16 protein-coding genes and 1 tRNA gene are annotated in these 15,497 nt (G+C 69.0%); 4 read left to right on the plus strand and 13 right to left on the minus strand.

The window, feature by feature from the left end; translation table 11 throughout:
* Positions 1-6: 6 nt before the first annotated feature.
* The 8 genes from AC1MEQ_RS10635 to AC1MEQ_RS10670 all read right to left on the minus strand — a co-directional run bounded on the left by AC1MEQ_RS10635 (position 7) and on the right by AC1MEQ_RS10670 (position 7,453).
* On the minus strand, positions 7-975 hold the full coding sequence (locus AC1MEQ_RS10635) for an ABC transporter permease (protein ID WP_479790556.1): 969 nt from the start codon (positions 973-975) through the stop codon (positions 7-9).
* A complete protein-coding gene (locus AC1MEQ_RS10640; protein WP_479790558.1) occupies positions 972-1,976 on the minus strand; it encodes an ABC transporter permease in 1,005 nt (334 codons plus the stop codon). The genes AC1MEQ_RS10635 and AC1MEQ_RS10640 overlap by 4 nt, the downstream gene beginning before the upstream one ends.
* A gap of 72 nt (positions 1,977-2,048) precedes the next feature.
* Positions 2,049-3,740, minus strand: a complete 1,692-nt coding sequence (locus AC1MEQ_RS10645) for an ABC transporter substrate-binding protein (protein ID WP_479790560.1) — start codon at positions 3,738-3,740, stop codon at positions 2,049-2,051.
* 129 nt (positions 3,741-3,869) lie between these two features.
* The gene (locus AC1MEQ_RS10650) at positions 3,870-4,181 is read right to left on the minus strand and encodes an AzlD domain-containing protein (protein ID WP_479790561.1); all 312 of its coding nucleotides are present in this window, start codon (positions 4,179-4,181) and stop codon (positions 3,870-3,872) included.
* Positions 4,178-4,855, minus strand: coding sequence for an AzlC family ABC transporter permease (locus tag AC1MEQ_RS10655; RefSeq protein WP_479790563.1), 678 nt, complete (start codon positions 4,853-4,855; stop codon positions 4,178-4,180). Before AC1MEQ_RS10655 ends, AC1MEQ_RS10650 begins: the two co-directional genes overlap by 4 nt.
* A gap of 44 nt (positions 4,856-4,899) precedes the next feature.
* A complete protein-coding gene (locus AC1MEQ_RS10660; protein ID WP_479790565.1) occupies positions 4,900-5,586 on the minus strand; it encodes an HAD family hydrolase in 687 nt (228 codons plus the stop codon).
* On the minus strand, positions 5,583-6,587 hold the full coding sequence (locus AC1MEQ_RS10665; protein WP_479790567.1) for an NADPH:quinone reductase: 1,005 nt from the start codon (positions 6,585-6,587) through the stop codon (positions 5,583-5,585). The genes AC1MEQ_RS10660 and AC1MEQ_RS10665 overlap by 4 nt, the downstream gene beginning before the upstream one ends.
* The gene (locus AC1MEQ_RS10670) at positions 6,584-7,453 is read right to left on the minus strand and encodes a glycerophosphodiester phosphodiesterase (protein ID WP_479790569.1); all 870 of its coding nucleotides are present in this window, start codon (positions 7,451-7,453) and stop codon (positions 6,584-6,586) included. Before AC1MEQ_RS10670 ends, AC1MEQ_RS10665 begins: the two co-directional genes overlap by 4 nt.
* A gap of 98 nt (positions 7,454-7,551) precedes the next feature.
* On the opposite strand from AC1MEQ_RS10670, the gene AC1MEQ_RS10675 reads away from it, so the two are divergent.
* Positions 7,552-8,802 carry a DUF445 domain-containing protein gene (locus tag AC1MEQ_RS10675; protein WP_479790571.1) on the plus strand — a complete coding sequence of 417 codons (1,251 nt, stop codon included), beginning with the start codon at positions 7,552-7,554 and terminating at the stop codon, positions 8,800-8,802.
* Here the strand turns inward: AC1MEQ_RS10675 and AC1MEQ_RS10680 are convergent.
* The 4 genes from AC1MEQ_RS10680 to AC1MEQ_RS10695 all read right to left on the minus strand — a co-directional run bounded on the left by AC1MEQ_RS10680 (position 8,791) and on the right by AC1MEQ_RS10695 (position 11,929).
* A complete protein-coding gene (locus tag AC1MEQ_RS10680) occupies positions 8,791-9,654 on the minus strand; it encodes a hypothetical protein (RefSeq protein ID WP_479790573.1) in 864 nt (287 codons plus the stop codon). The two genes, AC1MEQ_RS10675 and AC1MEQ_RS10680, sit on opposite strands and share 12 nt — an antisense overlap.
* A 40-nt stretch (positions 9,655-9,694) precedes the next feature.
* Positions 9,695-10,144, minus strand: a complete 450-nt coding sequence (locus AC1MEQ_RS10685) for a DUF2871 domain-containing protein (protein ID WP_479790575.1) — start codon at positions 10,142-10,144, stop codon at positions 9,695-9,697.
* A 133-nt stretch (positions 10,145-10,277) separates the two neighbouring features.
* Complete coding sequence (locus tag AC1MEQ_RS10690) at positions 10,278-11,558, minus strand: endonuclease/exonuclease/phosphatase family protein (protein ID WP_479790577.1); 1,281 nt, start codon at positions 11,556-11,558, stop codon at positions 10,278-10,280.
* Positions 11,559-11,856: 298 nt separating this feature from the next.
* A tRNA-Lys gene (locus AC1MEQ_RS10695) sits at positions 11,857-11,929 on the minus strand.
* Positions 11,930-12,029: 100 nt separating this feature from the next.
* Between AC1MEQ_RS10695 and AC1MEQ_RS10700 the strand changes: the two genes are divergently transcribed.
* The 3 genes from AC1MEQ_RS10700 (at position 12,030) to AC1MEQ_RS10710 (ending at position 14,580) form a co-directional block, all read left to right on the plus strand.
* On the plus strand, positions 12,030-12,689 hold the full coding sequence (locus AC1MEQ_RS10700; RefSeq protein ID WP_479790579.1) for a hypothetical protein: 660 nt from the start codon (positions 12,030-12,032) through the stop codon (positions 12,687-12,689).
* A 267-nt stretch (positions 12,690-12,956) separates the two neighbouring features.
* On the plus strand, positions 12,957-13,553 hold the full coding sequence (locus tag AC1MEQ_RS10705; RefSeq protein WP_479790581.1) for a hypothetical protein: 597 nt from the start codon (positions 12,957-12,959) through the stop codon (positions 13,551-13,553).
* Between the two features lie 13 nt (positions 13,554-13,566).
* Positions 13,567-14,580: an inorganic phosphate transporter gene (locus AC1MEQ_RS10710; protein ID WP_479790583.1), complete on the plus strand. Its 1,014-nt coding sequence runs from the start codon at positions 13,567-13,569 to the stop codon at positions 14,578-14,580.
* 130 nt (positions 14,581-14,710) lie between these two features.
* Here AC1MEQ_RS10710 and pstB read toward each other — a convergent pair whose 3' ends face one another.
* Positions 14,711-15,490, minus strand: coding sequence for a phosphate ABC transporter ATP-binding protein PstB (pstB, locus tag AC1MEQ_RS10715; protein ID WP_479790585.1), 780 nt, complete (start codon positions 15,488-15,490; stop codon positions 14,711-14,713).
* Between the last annotated feature and the right edge of the window lie 7 nt (positions 15,491-15,497).

A 15,497-nucleotide genomic window follows, 5' to 3' on the forward strand; every position in this document is an offset into this window, starting at 1 on the left:
ACCACGTTATCGGGACTTGGGGTCCAGCGATTCGCGCAGCGACTCACCCAGCAGGGTGAACCCCAGCGCGGTGATGGCGATGCAGGCACCCGGCAGGAACGCCAGTTGCGGCGCGATCCCCAGTTCGGCCTGCGCGTAGGTGAGCATGCGGCCCCACTCGGCCGTCTGCGGCAACCCGCCGCCCAGACCCAGGAAGGACAACGCCGCCGCGTCGATCACGGCGGTGGCCAACGTGAGGGTCGCCTGGACGATCACCGGGCCCACGGAGTTGGGCAGCAGATGGCTCATCGTGATCGTTCGCCGGCTCAACCCCAGCGTCTGGGCGGCCAGGATGTAGTCGGCGCCCTTGTTTTGGAGCATCGACGAGCGCAGCAGGCGGGCGAAGATCGGCACCGCGGAAACACCGATGGCGATCATCACCGCGTACTGTCCCTGACCCAGCACCGCGGCGATGGAGACGGCCAGCAGCAGGTTCGGCACCGAGAGCAGGATGTCCACGAACCGCATGATCACGTTGTCGACCCAGCCGCCGAAACCACCGGCCAGCAGGCCCAGCGCCATGCCGCCGACCAAGCCGAACGCGGTGGACACGACGCCGATGACCAGCGAGGCGCGTGCACCCCAGATCAGTTTCGAGAAGACATCCCCGCCGAAACGGTCCAGCCCCAGCAGGTACTGCTCGAATTCGCCCGGGCCCGGGATGTGGGTGGGGATGATCTCCTTGCGCCCGGGCAGGTCGTTCCCGCCAAAGGGGGCGATCAACGGCGCGAAGGCGGCGACCAGCAGGAAGAGGACGACGATGACCGCGCCGGTGATGGCCGCCGGGTTGCGGCGCAGCCGGGTAAACGCATCACGCCAGACGCTGTTGCCGCGACGGGACGGCGCGGGTGGGGCGCCCGCTCCGGGGCCGGGTTCGGGGACACCGGGTCCCCCGGTCAGTTCGGATCCGCCACTTGGCGGCAGTGTCATGCTCATTGCACACGCACCCTCGGGTCGATGAGGCCGTAGGAAATGTCCACCAGCAGGTTGATCAGCGCATAGAAGATCGCGATGAAGATGACGAACCCCTGCAGCACCGGATAGTCGAGCGTGAAGATGGCATCACGCAGGAACCTGCCGATGCCGCTGAAGGCGAACACCGTCTCGGTGAGCACCGCGCCGGAGATCATCAGGCCAAGTTGCAGGCCGATCGTCGTGGTGACCGGCAACATCGCGTTGCGGAGGATGAACCGGTTGCGGATCAGCTTCTCGGTCAGGCCCTTGGCCCGGGCGGTCCGCACGTAGTCGGCATTCACGACCTCCAGCACGGAGGCCCGGGTGATGCGCACGATGATGGCCAGCGGGATGGTGCCCAGCGCCAGGCCGGGCAGCACCAGGTGCATGAACGCATCCCACGCGGCATCCCATTCACGGGTCAGCAACCCGTCCAGCACGTAGAAGTCGGTGATGTGGGTGGCGTTGATGCGGGGGTTCTGCCGGCCGTCGGTGGGGAACCACGGAAGCTGGATGGCGAAAATCCATTTCAGGATGAAGGCCAGGAAGAACACCGGGATGACGATGCCCAGCAGGGAGAGCACCACGGAGAAGTGGTCCTGCCACCGGCGCACGTGGCGTGCCGCCCAATAACCCAGCGGGATCCCGACGCCGATGGCGAAGACCAGCGCGACGACTGTCAGTTCGACGGTGGCCGGGAAGCGGGTGGCGAACTCCTCGGTGACGGTGCGCCCGGTTTGCAGGCTGACCCCGAAGTCACCGGAGAGCAGCTTGCCCATGTACTGCAGGTACTGCACGATGATGGGCCGGTCGAAGCCGTAGGCCTCGTTGATGCGGGCCACCGCCTCGGGGGTGGCCTTGTCCCCCAGCAGGGCGGTGGCGGGGCCTCCGGGCAGGTTGCGCACCCACACGAACAGCAGGATGGAAAGACCCAGGAGCGTCGGGACCAGCAGTGCGATCCGTTTGCCGATGACTCTGAGCACGGTGTCCTCTCGAGAGCACGGGAGACGGTACGACGGCGGGGATCCTCCCGCCGCCGTACCGTCCTTCGGTGGTTACTTGTTCAGCTTGATCTCGTTGAAGACCTCGTCGTTGACCGGACTCGTCGGGTAGGAATCGACGCGCTCGTTGAAGGCCAGCGACGGTGCCGGGTGGGCCAGCGGGACCGCCGGGACGAAGTCGGCGATCTCCGCGTTGATGTCCTGGTAGAGCGGGGTCTGCTTCTCGAGGTCGGCAACGCCGCGTGCCTTGGCCAGGTCCGAGAACAGCTTCTCGTTGTCGAAACCGTACTCCGGCTTCTCGGAGCCGAAGAACACGCCGACGAAGTTGTCGGTGTCGTTGTAGTCACCCGTCCAGCCCAGCAGGTGGATGCCGTGGTCCGTGCCGCCCTGGATGCGGTCCAGGTAGTCCGGGCTCCACTTGTTCGGCTGCGCGTTGACCTTGATGCCGACGTCCTTGAGCTGTGCCGAGATGTTGGTGAAGATCTGCTCGGGGGTCGGCATGTACGGGCGCGAGACACCGGTCGGGTAGTTGAACTTCACGGTGAAGCCGTTGGGGTAGCCGGCTTCCTTGAGCAGCTGCTTGGCCTTCTCCGGGTTGTAGTCGTACTTCTCGACGTCCGGGTTGTAGCCGTTGACGCTCGGCGGGATGAACTCGATGGCCTTCTCCGTGCCGGTGGGCAGCGTCTGCTTGATGAGCGCGTCCTTGTCGATTGCGTAGGAGATCGCCTGGCGGACCTTGAGGTTGGAGAGTTCCTTGACCTTCTGGTTGATGCCCAGGTACAGGATGGTGAACGGCTGGCGGGCGACGACCTTGTAGCCGGCCTTCTCCAGGGCGCCGGTGTCGGAGGGGGACACCAGGTCGTAGCCGTCGATGCTCCCGGCCTCGAGGGCCTGGCGGCGGGCCACCGGGTCGTCGATGACGCGGAAGATGATCTTGTCGATCTGCCCCTTGTCGCCCCAGTAGTCCTTGTTGTAGGAGAGCTCGACGCTTTGGCCGGTCTCCCATTTGTCGAATTTGAAGGGGCCGGTGCCGACCGGGTGCTTGGTGGCGTAGTCGGAAAGGACCGGGGCCTCGGCGGTGCCGCCGATCTTGTCGGCTTCGTACTTCTTCAGCGCCGTCGGGGACTGCATGGCGAAGGCCGGCAGGCTCAGGGCGGCGACGAAGCCGGCGAACGGCTTGGCCAGGGTGATCTTCGCTTCGGAAGCCGAGACCGCGTCGCAGGACTTGTAGACGGCCTTCTCCGGCTTGTCGGCGAACCCACGGAAGAGGTTGCCGTAGTAGTACGCGACGGTTTCGGACTGCTGGATGCCCTTGAAGTGGTACCAACGCTCGAAGTTGGCGCAGACGGCCTCGGCGTTGAACTCGGTGCCATCGTGGAACTTCACGCCCTCCTTGAGCTTGAAGTCGTAGCTCAGCCCGTCATCGGACTGCTTCCACGATTCGGCGAGCAGCGGTGCCGGGTCGGCCGTGCCCGGCTTCGTGCCGACCAGCCCCTCGAAGATCTGGCGGCTGACGCGGAACGATTCCCCATCGGAGGCAAAGGCCGGGTCGAGCGACTTCGGATCCGACGAGGCGGCGAAGATGAAGGTCGAGTTCACGGCCGCGTCCCCGGAGCCTCCCCCACCGGTATTATCGCGCTGGCTCTCGGCGCATCCGCTCAGCACCAGTGCCCCGATCGCGAACGAGGTGGTGATGGCTGCAAAGCGGCGGGACATTGTCCACCGCGGCGTGCCATTGGGTGTCATGGCTTCTCCTGAAGGTCGAGTGACGGCACCGTGGAGGTCGCTTCCACGTGCACCTCCCGGCAGGAGGCGCGGTGCATGAATGTGAGCCTAGTCTCATTCGGCCAGGGATTCATGCAAGCCGGACTCCTTTTATGCCATTCCGGCCCAGCGAAGTAGTGCGGCGGCCGCCGCGCCGACGATGACCACGACCAGGAACGGGGCGCGCAGCACCAGGGCGATCCCGGCGGCGACCAACGCTCCGACCCGGGCGTCGAGGACCAGCTGCTGCCCGCTGGCGAACGTGTTGACGGCCGTCAGCGAGGCGAGCAGCCCGATGGTCAGGGCCGCGGCGACCCGTCCCATGCGCGGTTTGTCCAGGACGCGCGCCGGCACCAGGTACCCCGACAGCTTCGACAGGTAGGCGACCACGCACGCGGCCAGGACCCACCACCACAGGTTCATGCCGTCGCCGCCCCGGGACGGTGCCCGATCCAACCCCACACCCCGGCCACCAGGGCGGCCACGAGGATCGGAACGCCCGGCGGCACGAACGGCACCACCAGGACAGTGGCCAGGGCGCAGACGACGGCGATGGCCACGGGTTCGCGCGACTTCAGCCGCGGCCACAGCAGGGCCAGGAACGCGGCAACGGCTGCGCCATCCAGGCCCCAGGCCTTCGGGTCGCCCAACGCGTCCCCGAGGAGTGCCCCGGCCATCGTGAAGACATTCCACAAGATGAATACACCCAGCCCGGCCGTCCAGAACCCGCGCCGGGTTTCCGCGAGGTCCGGCTGCACGATGGCGGTGGCCGTGGACTCGTCGATGGTCACGTGGGCTGCGGCGGCCTTGCGCCAGCCGCGCGGACGGGCCATGGCGTTCATCTGCATCCCGTAAATGATGTTCCGCACGCCCAGGAGCGTGGCCGCGCCGAAGGCCGCCGACCCGGCACCACCGCCGGCGATGACCCCGATGAACGCGAACTGCGATCCCCCGGTGAACATGAGGGCGCTCAGCGCCACGGTCTGCCAGAACGTCAGGCCGGAGGAGACGGCGAGCGCGCCGAAGGAGATGCCGTAGAGACCCGTTGCCACGGAGATGGAAAGACCGGTCCTGACGGCCGGGGACTGGCTCAGCATGCCCTCGAGTCTAGCCAACGCCGCGGCGTCCGGTCCGCGGGTGACTACCTCCGCACCTGGAGGCCCGCGAGTCCGGGCAACCCTTCGCCGCCGCGGACTCCCGTTCGATCCAGCAGGACGGATTGGAGCCCGGCCCGCCGTGCGCCGTCGAGATCGGCCACCGGGTCGTCGCCCACGTGGAGGACGTCGGCGGGAGGCAAGAACAGCTCAGCGCATGGACCCCAGAAGGCCTCCGGCGAGGGCTTGGCATGACCTGTCCTTTCTGAGGAAAAGACACGGTCCACCATCGTCGCAAGCCCGACGGCCTCGAGCTTTTCCAGCTGCTGCCGGTGGTTCCCGTTGGTCACCACCACGATCCCCAGACCCGCGTTCCTCAACCGGTCCAGCGCCGCTGCCGCGTCCGGGAAGGCCCGCCAGGCATTGCGGGAAGCACGTGCGTAGGTGTCGAACAAGCAGTCCAACGTATCGCGGTCGCCATGACCTGCCACGCCAGCATCCCTGAGGAATGCATCCATCCGTGCCCTGCGCTGGTCTTTGAATGACATCTGGCCGGCTAGGTAGTGGCTGAAGAATTCCCTTTCCCGCTCGAGCCACGCGCGCTGCACACCTGCCGAGATACTTCGGCCCACCTCCGACAGCAGGGCCACCAGCCCCTCGCGCGCCGAGAATTGGTGGTCGAACAACGTATTGTCCAGGTCGAAAGAGACAGCCTGTGCCCGATAGGCCGTCATGACGCGGGGGCGACCAGGACGATCCGGGTCCCCCGGATGGTGCCGGCCTCCAGCTGGGCGTGGGCCCACCCGGCGTCGGCAAACGAGCGCCTCAGGACGTTCCGGGGTTCCCACTGCCGGCCGGCGAGCACCGCGTTGACGGTTTGCGCCGCCTGGGCCAGCTCGCCCACGGTGGCGTTGCTGATCGCGAAGCCGCGGACGCTCGCATCGCGCATGTACAGCTTTCCGACGGGCAGGACCGGGGCCGATGCCGGGCCGGAAAGCACCACGATCCGCCCGCGCGGCGCGGCCAGTTCCACCGCCGTCTCGAGGTCGTTTTGCCCCGAGGTGTCGATCTGGACATCGATGCCCTCGGGCGCCGCCGCCCTCAGCCGGGCCGCAAACGCCGGGCCCCGGTAGTCCACCACGGTCCCGGCGCCCAGGCCGCGGCAGTATTCGGCGTCGGCTGCCGACGCCGAGGTGAGCACGCGGGCCCGGCGGGCGACGGCCAGCACGATGGCGGCGGAGCCGACCTGGCCGGCCCCTCCCGCGATGTACACCGTCTCCCCGCGCTCGAGGGCACCGTACCGGTCCACGGCGAGCGCCGCCGTCGCGCAGGGATGCAGTGCCGCGGCGGCCACCACGGGGTCCACCCCTGCGGGAAGCGGGTAGGTCCGCCCGGCGTCGACGGGGACGACCTCGGCGGTGGCACCGGGGCGGCCGGCGAAACCGAGGCTGTTCGTCCAGGCCCGCTGGCCGATGGAGAACCCGTCCACCCCGTCCCCGACGGCCTCGACAACGCCCACGGCGTCCCGGCCGACGGCGACGGGGAAGTCCAGCCGTGTCCGGTAGGCGCCCGAGCGGACGAACGTGTCGACGTGGTTGACCGCGACGGCGGAGACCCGCAGCAACACCTGGCCCGGGCCGCAGCGGGGGCGGGGCAGTTGCAGCGGATGGATGTCCGCCGCGGCGCCGCGCTGGTCGATGCCCATCGCCTGCACCGTCCCCGGTTCGGTGGTCACGGCCGGCCTCCACGCTGTCCGAGGATCCGGCGGGTGTGCTTCGGGTCGTTGCTGGTCATCTCCTGGACGCCGAGCGCTGCCAGGAACCCGATGTCGGCGTCGTCGTCCACCGTCCAGACGCGCAGCCGCGTCCCGGCCCGCAGCCACCGCGCCACGACGTCCTGGTGTTCGCGCACCCAGGCGACGCCCGGCCCGGCCAACCCGGCGATGCCCGCATCGATGACGGGCACCCCCTCGGCGGCGGACCCATGGACGACGGCGGCGGCCTCGGAACCGAGCTCGTCACCGGCGTCGCGCAGGGCCTGGATCTTGTCGGGGTTGTCCCGGGTGATGAGCTGGCACAGCGCCGCGGCGGGGACCCGGGCGGCGAGGTGGCGGATGGAGCCGGCGTCGAAGCACATGAAGCTGACGTCCACCTGCCCGATGGTGGAGCCGGCCGCGTCCCACCCGAGGCGCTCCAGGGTGTCCAGGACCGCGTCCTCGAGGCCGCGGCCGAATTCACTGGGGTGCTTGATCTCGATGGCCAGGCCGATCCGGCGGTCCGCCCCGGCGGCGAGGTGCACCAGCTCGGCGAGGGTGAGCAGCTGCTCGTGCACCGTGCCGTAGGCGGCGGGGAGGTCCCGGCCCTTCCAGCTGGTGAAGTCCAGTGCGCGGAGCTCATCGAGGGTCCGGGAGGAGATCCGCCCGGAGGCGTTGGAGGTGCGGTCGACGGTCTGGTCGTGGTGGCAGACGACCTGTCGGTCGGCGCTGAGGTGGACGTCGCATTCGATGCCGTCGGCCCCGTCGGCGATCGCCTGCAGGTAGGCGGCCCGGGTGTTCTCCGCGAAGGCCCCACTGGATCCACGGTGTGCATAGACATGGTGCATGGTGCCCACGCTACGGGATGCGGGGGCCGGGTCCCGGGGGAAGCCCTGCGGTGAACTATCGTGGAACCGCGCCCGAGGCCCCCACCGATTGGACCACCATGCCCCTGACCTCAGATATCGAACGGGCCGGCGCGCTGCGCCGCATGAAGGCCATCGCGACGGGGCTGCTGATCGGCATGGCCGCCGTCTTCGCCGTCTCGTTTGCCCTGCAGGAGACCCATGGGTGGCTGCAGTACGTGCGGGCGGCGGCCGAGGGCGGGATGGTGGGCGCGTTGGCCGACTGGTTCGCCGTCACCGCCCTCTTCCGCCACCCGATGGGGCTGCCGATCCCCCACACGGCGATCATCCCGCGCAAGAAGGACCAGATCGGCGAGAGCCTGGGTGGTTTCGTCCAGGAGAACTTCCTCTCCGACGAGGTCATCGGCGCCAAGCTCGGCGGCATGTCCTTCGCCGCGCCGGCCGGTGCCTGGCTGGCCCGGCGCGAGAACGCCGAACGGGTGGCCGTCGAGGGCGCCACGGCGATCCGGGCGCTGCTCCTGGTGGTCGACGACGAGGACGTGCTGCACCTGCTGGAATCGCTGGCCCGCAAGCACATGCTGGCCCCGGAATGGTCCTCGACGCTGGGCCGCATGCTCGAACTGGTGCTGCGCGATGGCCACCAGCGGCCCCTGGTGGACCTGCTCGCGGACCGGGCCGCGGATTGGGTGGACGCCAACCGGGAGACCGTGGTCCGGCTGGTGGCCGATCGGTCCCCGTCCTGGTTGCCCTCCGTCGTCGACTCGCTGGTCGGCGAGCGCCTGCACCGGGAGCTGGCGGCATTCACCGCAGCGGTGCGGGCGGACCCGGACCACCGGGTGCGCCGCAGCATCGACGGGTGGCTGGCCGATTTCGCCCGCGACATGCAGCACAGCCCGGAGACCATCGAACGGGTCGAGGGGCTCAAGCACGCCATCCTGGATGACCCGCAACTGCACGAGGCCATGGCGTCCGGTTGGGACTCGATTAAGGCCGCGCTGCTCGACGCGGTGGAGAACCCGGCCTCGGAGCTGCGGGCCAGCTTCGTGCGTGCGGTGATGGACCTGGGCGGCCGGCTGCGCACCGATACCGGCCTGGCCGCCAAGATCGACGCGTGGATCGCCGGGGCCGCCAGCTATCTGGTGCACACCTACCGCGAGCAGATCACCGCGCTGATCGCGGACACCGTGGCCCGGTGGGACGGCGAGGAGACCAGCCGCAAGATCGAGTTGCAGGTGGGTCGCGACCTGCAGTTCATCCGCATCAACGGCACGGTGGTCGGCTCGCTGGCCGGCCTGGCGATCTTCGTCGCCGCCCAGGCGCTACTCGGCTGACCCACCGGAGCGGCGGACCCGCTCCTGCTCGATCCCGTGCTCGACCTCGGCCTGTGCGCGGTCCCGGGCACCGGCGTCGTGCCCCTCTCCCCCGGCGGCCGGGGATCCAACGCCCAGCCGGCCCCGGGTGCCCGGTGCCAATTCGCCGGGGATCGCGGTGGGAACGGGCCCGAACGCCAGGCCGGCGGCCTCGATGACCTTCTTGCCCAGAAAGCGGTTGCCGACCCCGCCGACGGCGGCACCGACCCCGAACGGGATGGCCCGCCCGAGCATCGAAGCGCCCTGGGTGGCCAGGATCTTGCGCAGGAAGCGCTTTTGCACCTGGGCGCCGATAGCACCCCACGCACTGGTGGACTTGCCGGCTCCGAAAACCGCACCCCAGCCCTTGACGGGGCCAGAGCCGCGGCCGGCGGCCTGGTGCGTCAGGGCGGAGATCATTGAGCTTCCCTCGTCGCCCATCAGGATGGCCATCACCAGCACGCGCGCCTTCTCCGGGTCCTCGGTGGTGATCCCGTGCAGTTCGGCCAATGACTGGGCGTAGAGGGCACTGGCCTCGAGGAAGCCGACCGTTGCAGCCGCGGACAGGCCGAGGGAGGCCGCCGTGCCGATCCCCGGCACGACCGCCGAGGCGCCGACCGCGGCCCCGCCGCCGGTGACGGCGACCAGGTAGTCGCGCTCGACCAGGCGGGCCAGTTCGGCGCCGGTGGCGGACGGGTGCCGTCGTTGCAGGCGGCGCAGGTAGGAGAGCACCAGGGGGCGCTGGACGCCGATCGCCTTGATGATGGCCCCCTGGATGCCCGCCACGGGTTTGCCGTCCGGTCCCAGGACCACGGACGTGATCTTTTCCTTCATGATCCGAGCCTACGCGGCACCGACCCTGCGTGTCGGCAATTCAGGCCGCAACCGAGGCGCGCTGCACGGGGGCCGAAGCGGTGACGGCCTTGCGGATGGCCAGGAAGAGCAACACGATCCCGGCGGTGAGCAGCATGTGGCCCATGCCGGCGATCCCGGACAGCGCCGGGGAGGAGGCGTCGGCGCCCAGGACGGTCATCGAGCCCTTGACGAGCATCATGCCGCCGGTGACGAGCACGCCGAGGGTCCAGATCCAGTAGAACCAGATGTTCAGCCTCGGGGCCGCCTCGGAGAGGTGGAAGACCTTTTCGAGGATCATCACGATCAGCAGCACCATGAAGCCGAGCACGAGGAAGTGGGTGTGCACCAGGGGCAGCTGGGTGGCGGAGCGGTCCGTGAAGTCGTGGGCCTTCGTCAGCTCCCGGTAGAACAGGCCGGAGAAGACGCCGACGATCGCGAACGTGAAGGAGGTGTAGAGCAGGCGGAGCACTGCAGGGCCTTTCGTTGGTGGGTCAGGCTGTTTGCCTACCTCCAACATTCCCGCACCGGCGCACCGGGCGGATCAACCAAACGGTGGATCCCGGGCCGTGGGCCCGGACACACCGGGCGCCCCGGCCGGGCTGCTACTTGGCCGCGGGGAGGTCCACGTCGACCCAGACCAGGCGGTGCCCACCGCTGGGGGCCGGATCACCGAACACCAGCGAACGCCCGTCCTGGCGCGCCGACGGCCAGAACACGCCGGAATCGGCCACCGACAGCGTCCGGGAGGGCAGTGCGTAGTCGGTGCGCAAGGCCAGCGCCCCGTCCCCGGTGGAGGTCAGCAACCCGGGGACCGCCGCCGCGTCGTCTCCGGCCCTGCTGCCCTGCGCGGCTCCGGCCTCGATGGCGCCGTCCGAGGTGGGCCGCGGGTCGACCAGGGCGGGGTTGTCGAGCAATTCGTCCACCGCGCCGTCGGCGGCCGGACCGTGGGCCGGATCTGCGGCCAGGTCGCCCAGCACCACGAACCGGGAGTCGTCGGCCAACCCGCCGGACCGTCCGGCATCGTCGGTGATGTACTTCGCGTCGGGGCCGCCGGCCACGTAGTCGGAGAGCATGCGGATCTGGTCGGCGTTGCGCCGCCGCTGGGACATCCCGGCCTCGTCCACCGGGGCGGCGGGGCTCGCGGCGATGAGATGCACTGTGCCCCCGTCAACCTGGACGGGCACATCCCAAGTGGTGGTGCTGTTCAGCCGCATGACGTTGCGCACCAGGGGCGAATAGCGTTCGTGGGGCATGCGGTTGCCCGGCATCGACTTCCAGAGCATGTTCTGGAACGTGCGGACCTGGTCCGTCTCGATCGGGTGCCTGGAGTAGAGGACCATGCCGTGCTGGCCGGCGAAGTCACCGAAACCGAAACCGTCCGCCGGGTCGCCCACGGTGCCGTTGCCGTCCAGGTCCGCACCGGTGGCGATGCCGTTGTTGTTGGGGGCCGTATACACGTAGGGGTAGTCGACCGGCTGCTGCCCGCCCTGGCCCTGCTGCAGGTAGTTGGCACGGAAGGCGTTCGCGGCCTCGTGGCCATCGTCGTAATCGAAATCGCTGAGCAGTACCACGTCGGGGTTCGTGCGCTGGATGACCTCGGCGACAGCGGCGGCCCCCTCATCACCCGGCATCGAGAGGTCCTGGGCCAGTTCCCCGGCATAGCCGCGGCTCAGCGAGGCATCAAAGGCGGCGGCGCGCAGTTCGCCGTCCCGCTGCGTGTCGACCTGGTCGGCAGCGGCTCCCAGCTGCGTCCCGAAACCCGAATACCCGGGTTCGAGGTAGTCGGACACATCCGGTCCGGCGGCCATTGCGGGCGCAATGGAGGCAGCCGTCAGCGTGACGGCCAGCAGACCGGCCCCCAGGCCGCTAGTGATTGCTCGCACCCATCCAGCGTAGGGGGTCCGCGGGTCCTCCGGAATAGCCGGTCGGCCCGCGGGGCATCGTGCGGAGGCCTTGGGGAGGACGACGGCGGAACCCGGGCACCGCCGTCGTGCCGGGTTTGCCCCGGAATGACGGGGATCGTTGCCCGGGTCAACCAAGCGGGAGGGGTGCCCGGACGCCGCGTGCATCGTTGCCGTATTGAAATCTCCGGCAAATGGACGTGGACCCTTCGGCCCGTCCATCGACCCCGGAACGCACGACGCCCCGCCCCGGCGGATGCGGGACGGGGCGGCAAACGGGTGGGCCCTACGGGGATCGAACCCGTGACCAGCGGATTAAAAGTCCGATGCTCTACCATCTGAGCTAAAGGCCCCCGGCGGCCAAAAGAGGCCGATACACATCCTAACGCAACACCGAGGTGACCGACCCCTGCCTCGTGGCCGGTCCCGCGCCGCCGGGAGTATCGTCGGGGCATGACTGACGCCCAAAGACCCGGTGCCGGTGCGGGCGGGCGCCGCCACCACCGCCCCAAGCCCTTTGCCCCCGCGGACTTCGAACCCTTCGCCGGCGGTGCGGACCCGGCCCGCATCTCCGAGGCCGGGCATCTCGCCGCCGAGGCCCTGGTCAACCACGGGCGGGCCAACGCCGATCCCGAGGTGACCCGCCGGCTGGTGACGCTGGCACAGAACGAGGGCCTGGAGGTGTTGGCCGAGCTGTGGGCCGAGAGCCCCGCACGCTCGCTGCCCGGCGCCCTGTGGCGGCTCTATGCCCTGAATACCGCCACGCAGCGCGAGCCCGAACGCTTCGCTTCCTATTTCACTGCCGGCCGGGAACGCTCCGACGTTTCCCGGGCCGTGGCCGGGGTGGCCGAGCCCCCGGGGGCGCAGGAGGTGCTGGCCATGACCGATTCGATCCTGACCGGGGCCTTCGACGGCGAGTTCGATGTCGCCCTGGAACGCACGGCGGCTTTCTGCCGGATCATCGCCCTGGGGCAGGCCGGGCACGCCGACGACTCGGAGGCGTCGAACGCCGACCGGTCCACCCGGCTGACCCACTCCGCCGACCTGCTGGTGAAGACCGCCGCGGACCTGGAGGCCGCCGCCGGGTCGTGGCGCCGCGGCGAACTGGCCTGAGGGTGTGGGATCGGCCACGACGCGGGCGGTCCTGTTGACATCGCCGTGCCGGGGGGAGAAAACTAGAGGCGGTGTCGGATCGCGGTAGCCCCGGGTTCCATTTTGCAGCCGCTTCGAGCGGCCTTCCGCCGAGAGGTGCTCCCGGTCCGGCACCATTACCTCGTTGACGGCGCGGCCGTTAACCTCCCGTGCGTACACTGGGACGCAGTCATTCGTCCACCCACCAGACGCCGGCGGTTCAGCTTCGTGAAATTCAGATTGTTTCCCGTGGAGACGCGCGGCCTGGAACTGCTCCAGCAACTCGGCACCATCGTCCGCCAGTGCCTGGAAACCCTCTCGGAACTACTCGGGGCCCCGGCCGATGACCAGCAGGGGCTGATCCGCGAGCTCGAGCAGTTCGAACAGCAGGCCACCGACCTGCACCATGCGGTCCTGACCCATCTGCGCACCAGCTATGTGAACCCGCTGCCCCGCGAGGACCTCTACACGTTTTCGAGGCTGCTGAACGACGCGGTGGCCGAACTCGCCGGGGCGGGCGACCTGATGGTCAGGACGTCGGCCGCGGGCATTTCCCGTCGGGCCGCCGAACAACTGGAAATGCTCGGCCGGCAATCCGAGATGACCAATGACGCACTCGGCCAGCTCCAGCAGCCCGACGACCTCGAGGACGCCTGGCTCCAGATGATCCGCCTGGGGCGCCGCGCACGGCGGACCCACCGGGCGTGGCTTGGGGAGATCTCCGAGCTGTCCAAGGCCTCCACGATCCTGCGCCACCGGGCGGTGGCCGAACAGCTGCTGGCGGCAGTGGATTCGCTGCACGCCATAGCCGACCACCTGGGCCGCGTCCTGGTCAAGGAATCCTGAGCGGAATCGGCCCATGACCCTGTTCTTGTGGTGTGTCCTCGCGGCGATCGGCGCCTTCGGGTTCCTCAACGGCTTCAGGGACGCCTCCAACTCGGTCGCCGCCGCCGTGCGCACCCGCGCCCTGACCCCGTCCGTCGCCGTGGTCCTCGCCGCCTGTTTCACGGTCGTGGGCACGCTGTTGGGTACCGCCTTCGGCACCTCGCTCATCGCCGCCGTCGAGCTCAACGTCCCCGACGGGGCCCACGGTCTGGCCATACTGCTCACGGCCGTCCTGGCCGCCGGCGGTTGGGGCTTGTTCTGCTGGTACCGTGCGGTGCCCATGTCCTCGACCCAGGCGGTGATATCGGGATTCGCTGGTGCCAGCGGGGCGTCGGCGCTACTGGGCGGCGATGGCGTCCACGGCGTGACCCGGATGTTCCTGGGAGGCGTGGTGATCCCCCTGCTGCTGACCCCCGTCATCGCCTATGCCCTGTCTTACCTGGTGGTCATCCCGCTGACTTGGGGGCTGCGACACGCCAGCTCGGGGGACGCAAACACGGTGGGACGCATGGGCCAGTCCATCACCACCGGTGCCGTGGCCCTGGGCCACGGCCTGCAGGACGGCCAACGCACTGCGGCGATGCTGACCCTGGCGCTGGTGGCGGGAAACTCCGTTTCGCCGCAGGGAATCCCCTTCTGGGCCCAGGCCGTCGCCGCCGCCTGCCTCGGTGCCGGCGTGTTGTGCGGCGGCTGGCGGATCACCCACACGATCGCCTACCGTCTGGTATCCATCGATCCCCTGCGCGGCATGGGCGCCCAGACCATCTCCGCGGCCATGCTGTTCGTCGGCGCCCTCGCCCTGCACATGCCACTGTCGACCACCCAGGCGGTGACCAGCTCCATCGTGGGGGCCGGCACGAATCAGCGCTTCGAGTCGGTGATGTGGCGGCGTGTGGTCGCAGTGGCCGCGTATTGGCTGCTCACACCGGTGGTCTGCATCGCAGCGGCAGGCGTGTTGTTCCTCGCCGTGCACCCGCTGCTGGGATAGACCCACCCCACGCACAGATGCGGAGCCCCCTCGGGACCCCGCATCCGGCGTTGATCCACTCGGGATCCCCCGGAGATTCCCCCTCCGGGTCCGTTCCCGCCGCGCGCTGACAGCGGCGGGAACCGTCTGGTTATCCGAATCGGCCGGAGACGTAGTCTTCCGTGGCCTTGACGGACGGGTTGTTGAAAATCGTGGCGGTCTCGTCGTACTCGATGAGCTTGCCGGGCTTGCCGGTCCCCGCGATGTTGAAGAACGCCGTCTTGTCCGAAACGCGCGCCGCCTGCTGCATGTTGTGCGTGACGATGACGACCGTGTAATCGTTCTTCATCTCATTGATGAGGTCCTCGATGGCCAGCGTGGAAATCGGATCGAGTGCCGAACAGGGCTCGTCCATGAGGATGACCTGGGGCTTGACCGCGATGGTGCGTGCGATGCAGAGGCGCTGCTGCTGTCCGCCGGAGAGGCCGGAGCCGGGCTTGTCGAGACGGTCCTTGACCTCGTTCCACAGGTTGGCCCCGCGCAGCGAGGACTCCACCAGGTCATCGGCGTCCGACTTGCTGATCCGGCGCGCGTTCAGCTTGACGCCGGCCAGGACGTTGTCGCGGATGGACATGGTCGGGAACGGGTTGGGGCGCTGGAAGACCATGCCGATCTGGCTGCGCACGGTGACCGGATCTACACCGGCGTCGTAGAGGTTGTCGCCGTCGAGCAGGACCTTGCCTTCGACGGTGGCGCCGGGGATGACCTCGTGCATGCGGTTCAGGGTGCGCAGGAAGGTGGACTTTCCACAGCCGGACGGGCCGATGAAGGCGGTCACCGACTTGGCGTCGATCTTGATGTTCACGTCCTCCACGGCACGGAACTTGGAGTAGTAGACGTTCAGGTCGGAGACGTCGATGCGTTTGGACACGATGTGT

Source organism: Arthrobacter sp. ASL1 (assembly GCF_056680475.1).

Coding starts and splice junctions, on each gene's coding strand:
- AC1MEQ_RS10635 (WP_479790556.1), bottom strand. CDS start 975: ATGAGCATGACACTGCCGCCAAGTGGCGGATCCGAACTGACCGGGGGA.
- AC1MEQ_RS10645 (WP_479790560.1), bottom strand. CDS start 3,740: ATGACACCCAATGGCACGCCGCGGTGGACAATGTCCCGCCGCTTTGCA.
- AC1MEQ_RS10650 (WP_479790561.1), bottom strand. CDS start 4,181: ATGAACCTGTGGTGGTGGGTCCTGGCCGCGTGCGTGGTCGCCTACCTG.
- AC1MEQ_RS10655 (WP_479790563.1), bottom strand. CDS start 4,855: ATGCTGAGCCAGTCCCCGGCCGTCAGGACCGGTCTTTCCATCTCCGTG.
- AC1MEQ_RS10660 (WP_479790565.1), bottom strand. CDS start 5,586: ATGACGGCCTATCGGGCACAGGCTGTCTCTTTCGACCTGGACAATACG.
- AC1MEQ_RS10670 (WP_479790569.1), bottom strand. CDS start 7,453: ATGCACCATGTCTATGCACACCGTGGATCCAGTGGGGCCTTCGCGGAG.
- AC1MEQ_RS10675 (WP_479790571.1), top strand. CDS start 7,552: ATGCCCCTGACCTCAGATATCGAACGGGCCGGCGCGCTGCGCCGCATG.
- AC1MEQ_RS10680 (WP_479790573.1), bottom strand. CDS start 9,654: ATGAAGGAAAAGATCACGTCCGTGGTCCTGGGACCGGACGGCAAACCC.
- AC1MEQ_RS10700 (WP_479790579.1), top strand. CDS start 12,030: ATGACTGACGCCCAAAGACCCGGTGCCGGTGCGGGCGGGCGCCGCCAC.
- AC1MEQ_RS10710 (WP_479790583.1), top strand. CDS start 13,567: ATGACCCTGTTCTTGTGGTGTGTCCTCGCGGCGATCGGCGCCTTCGGG.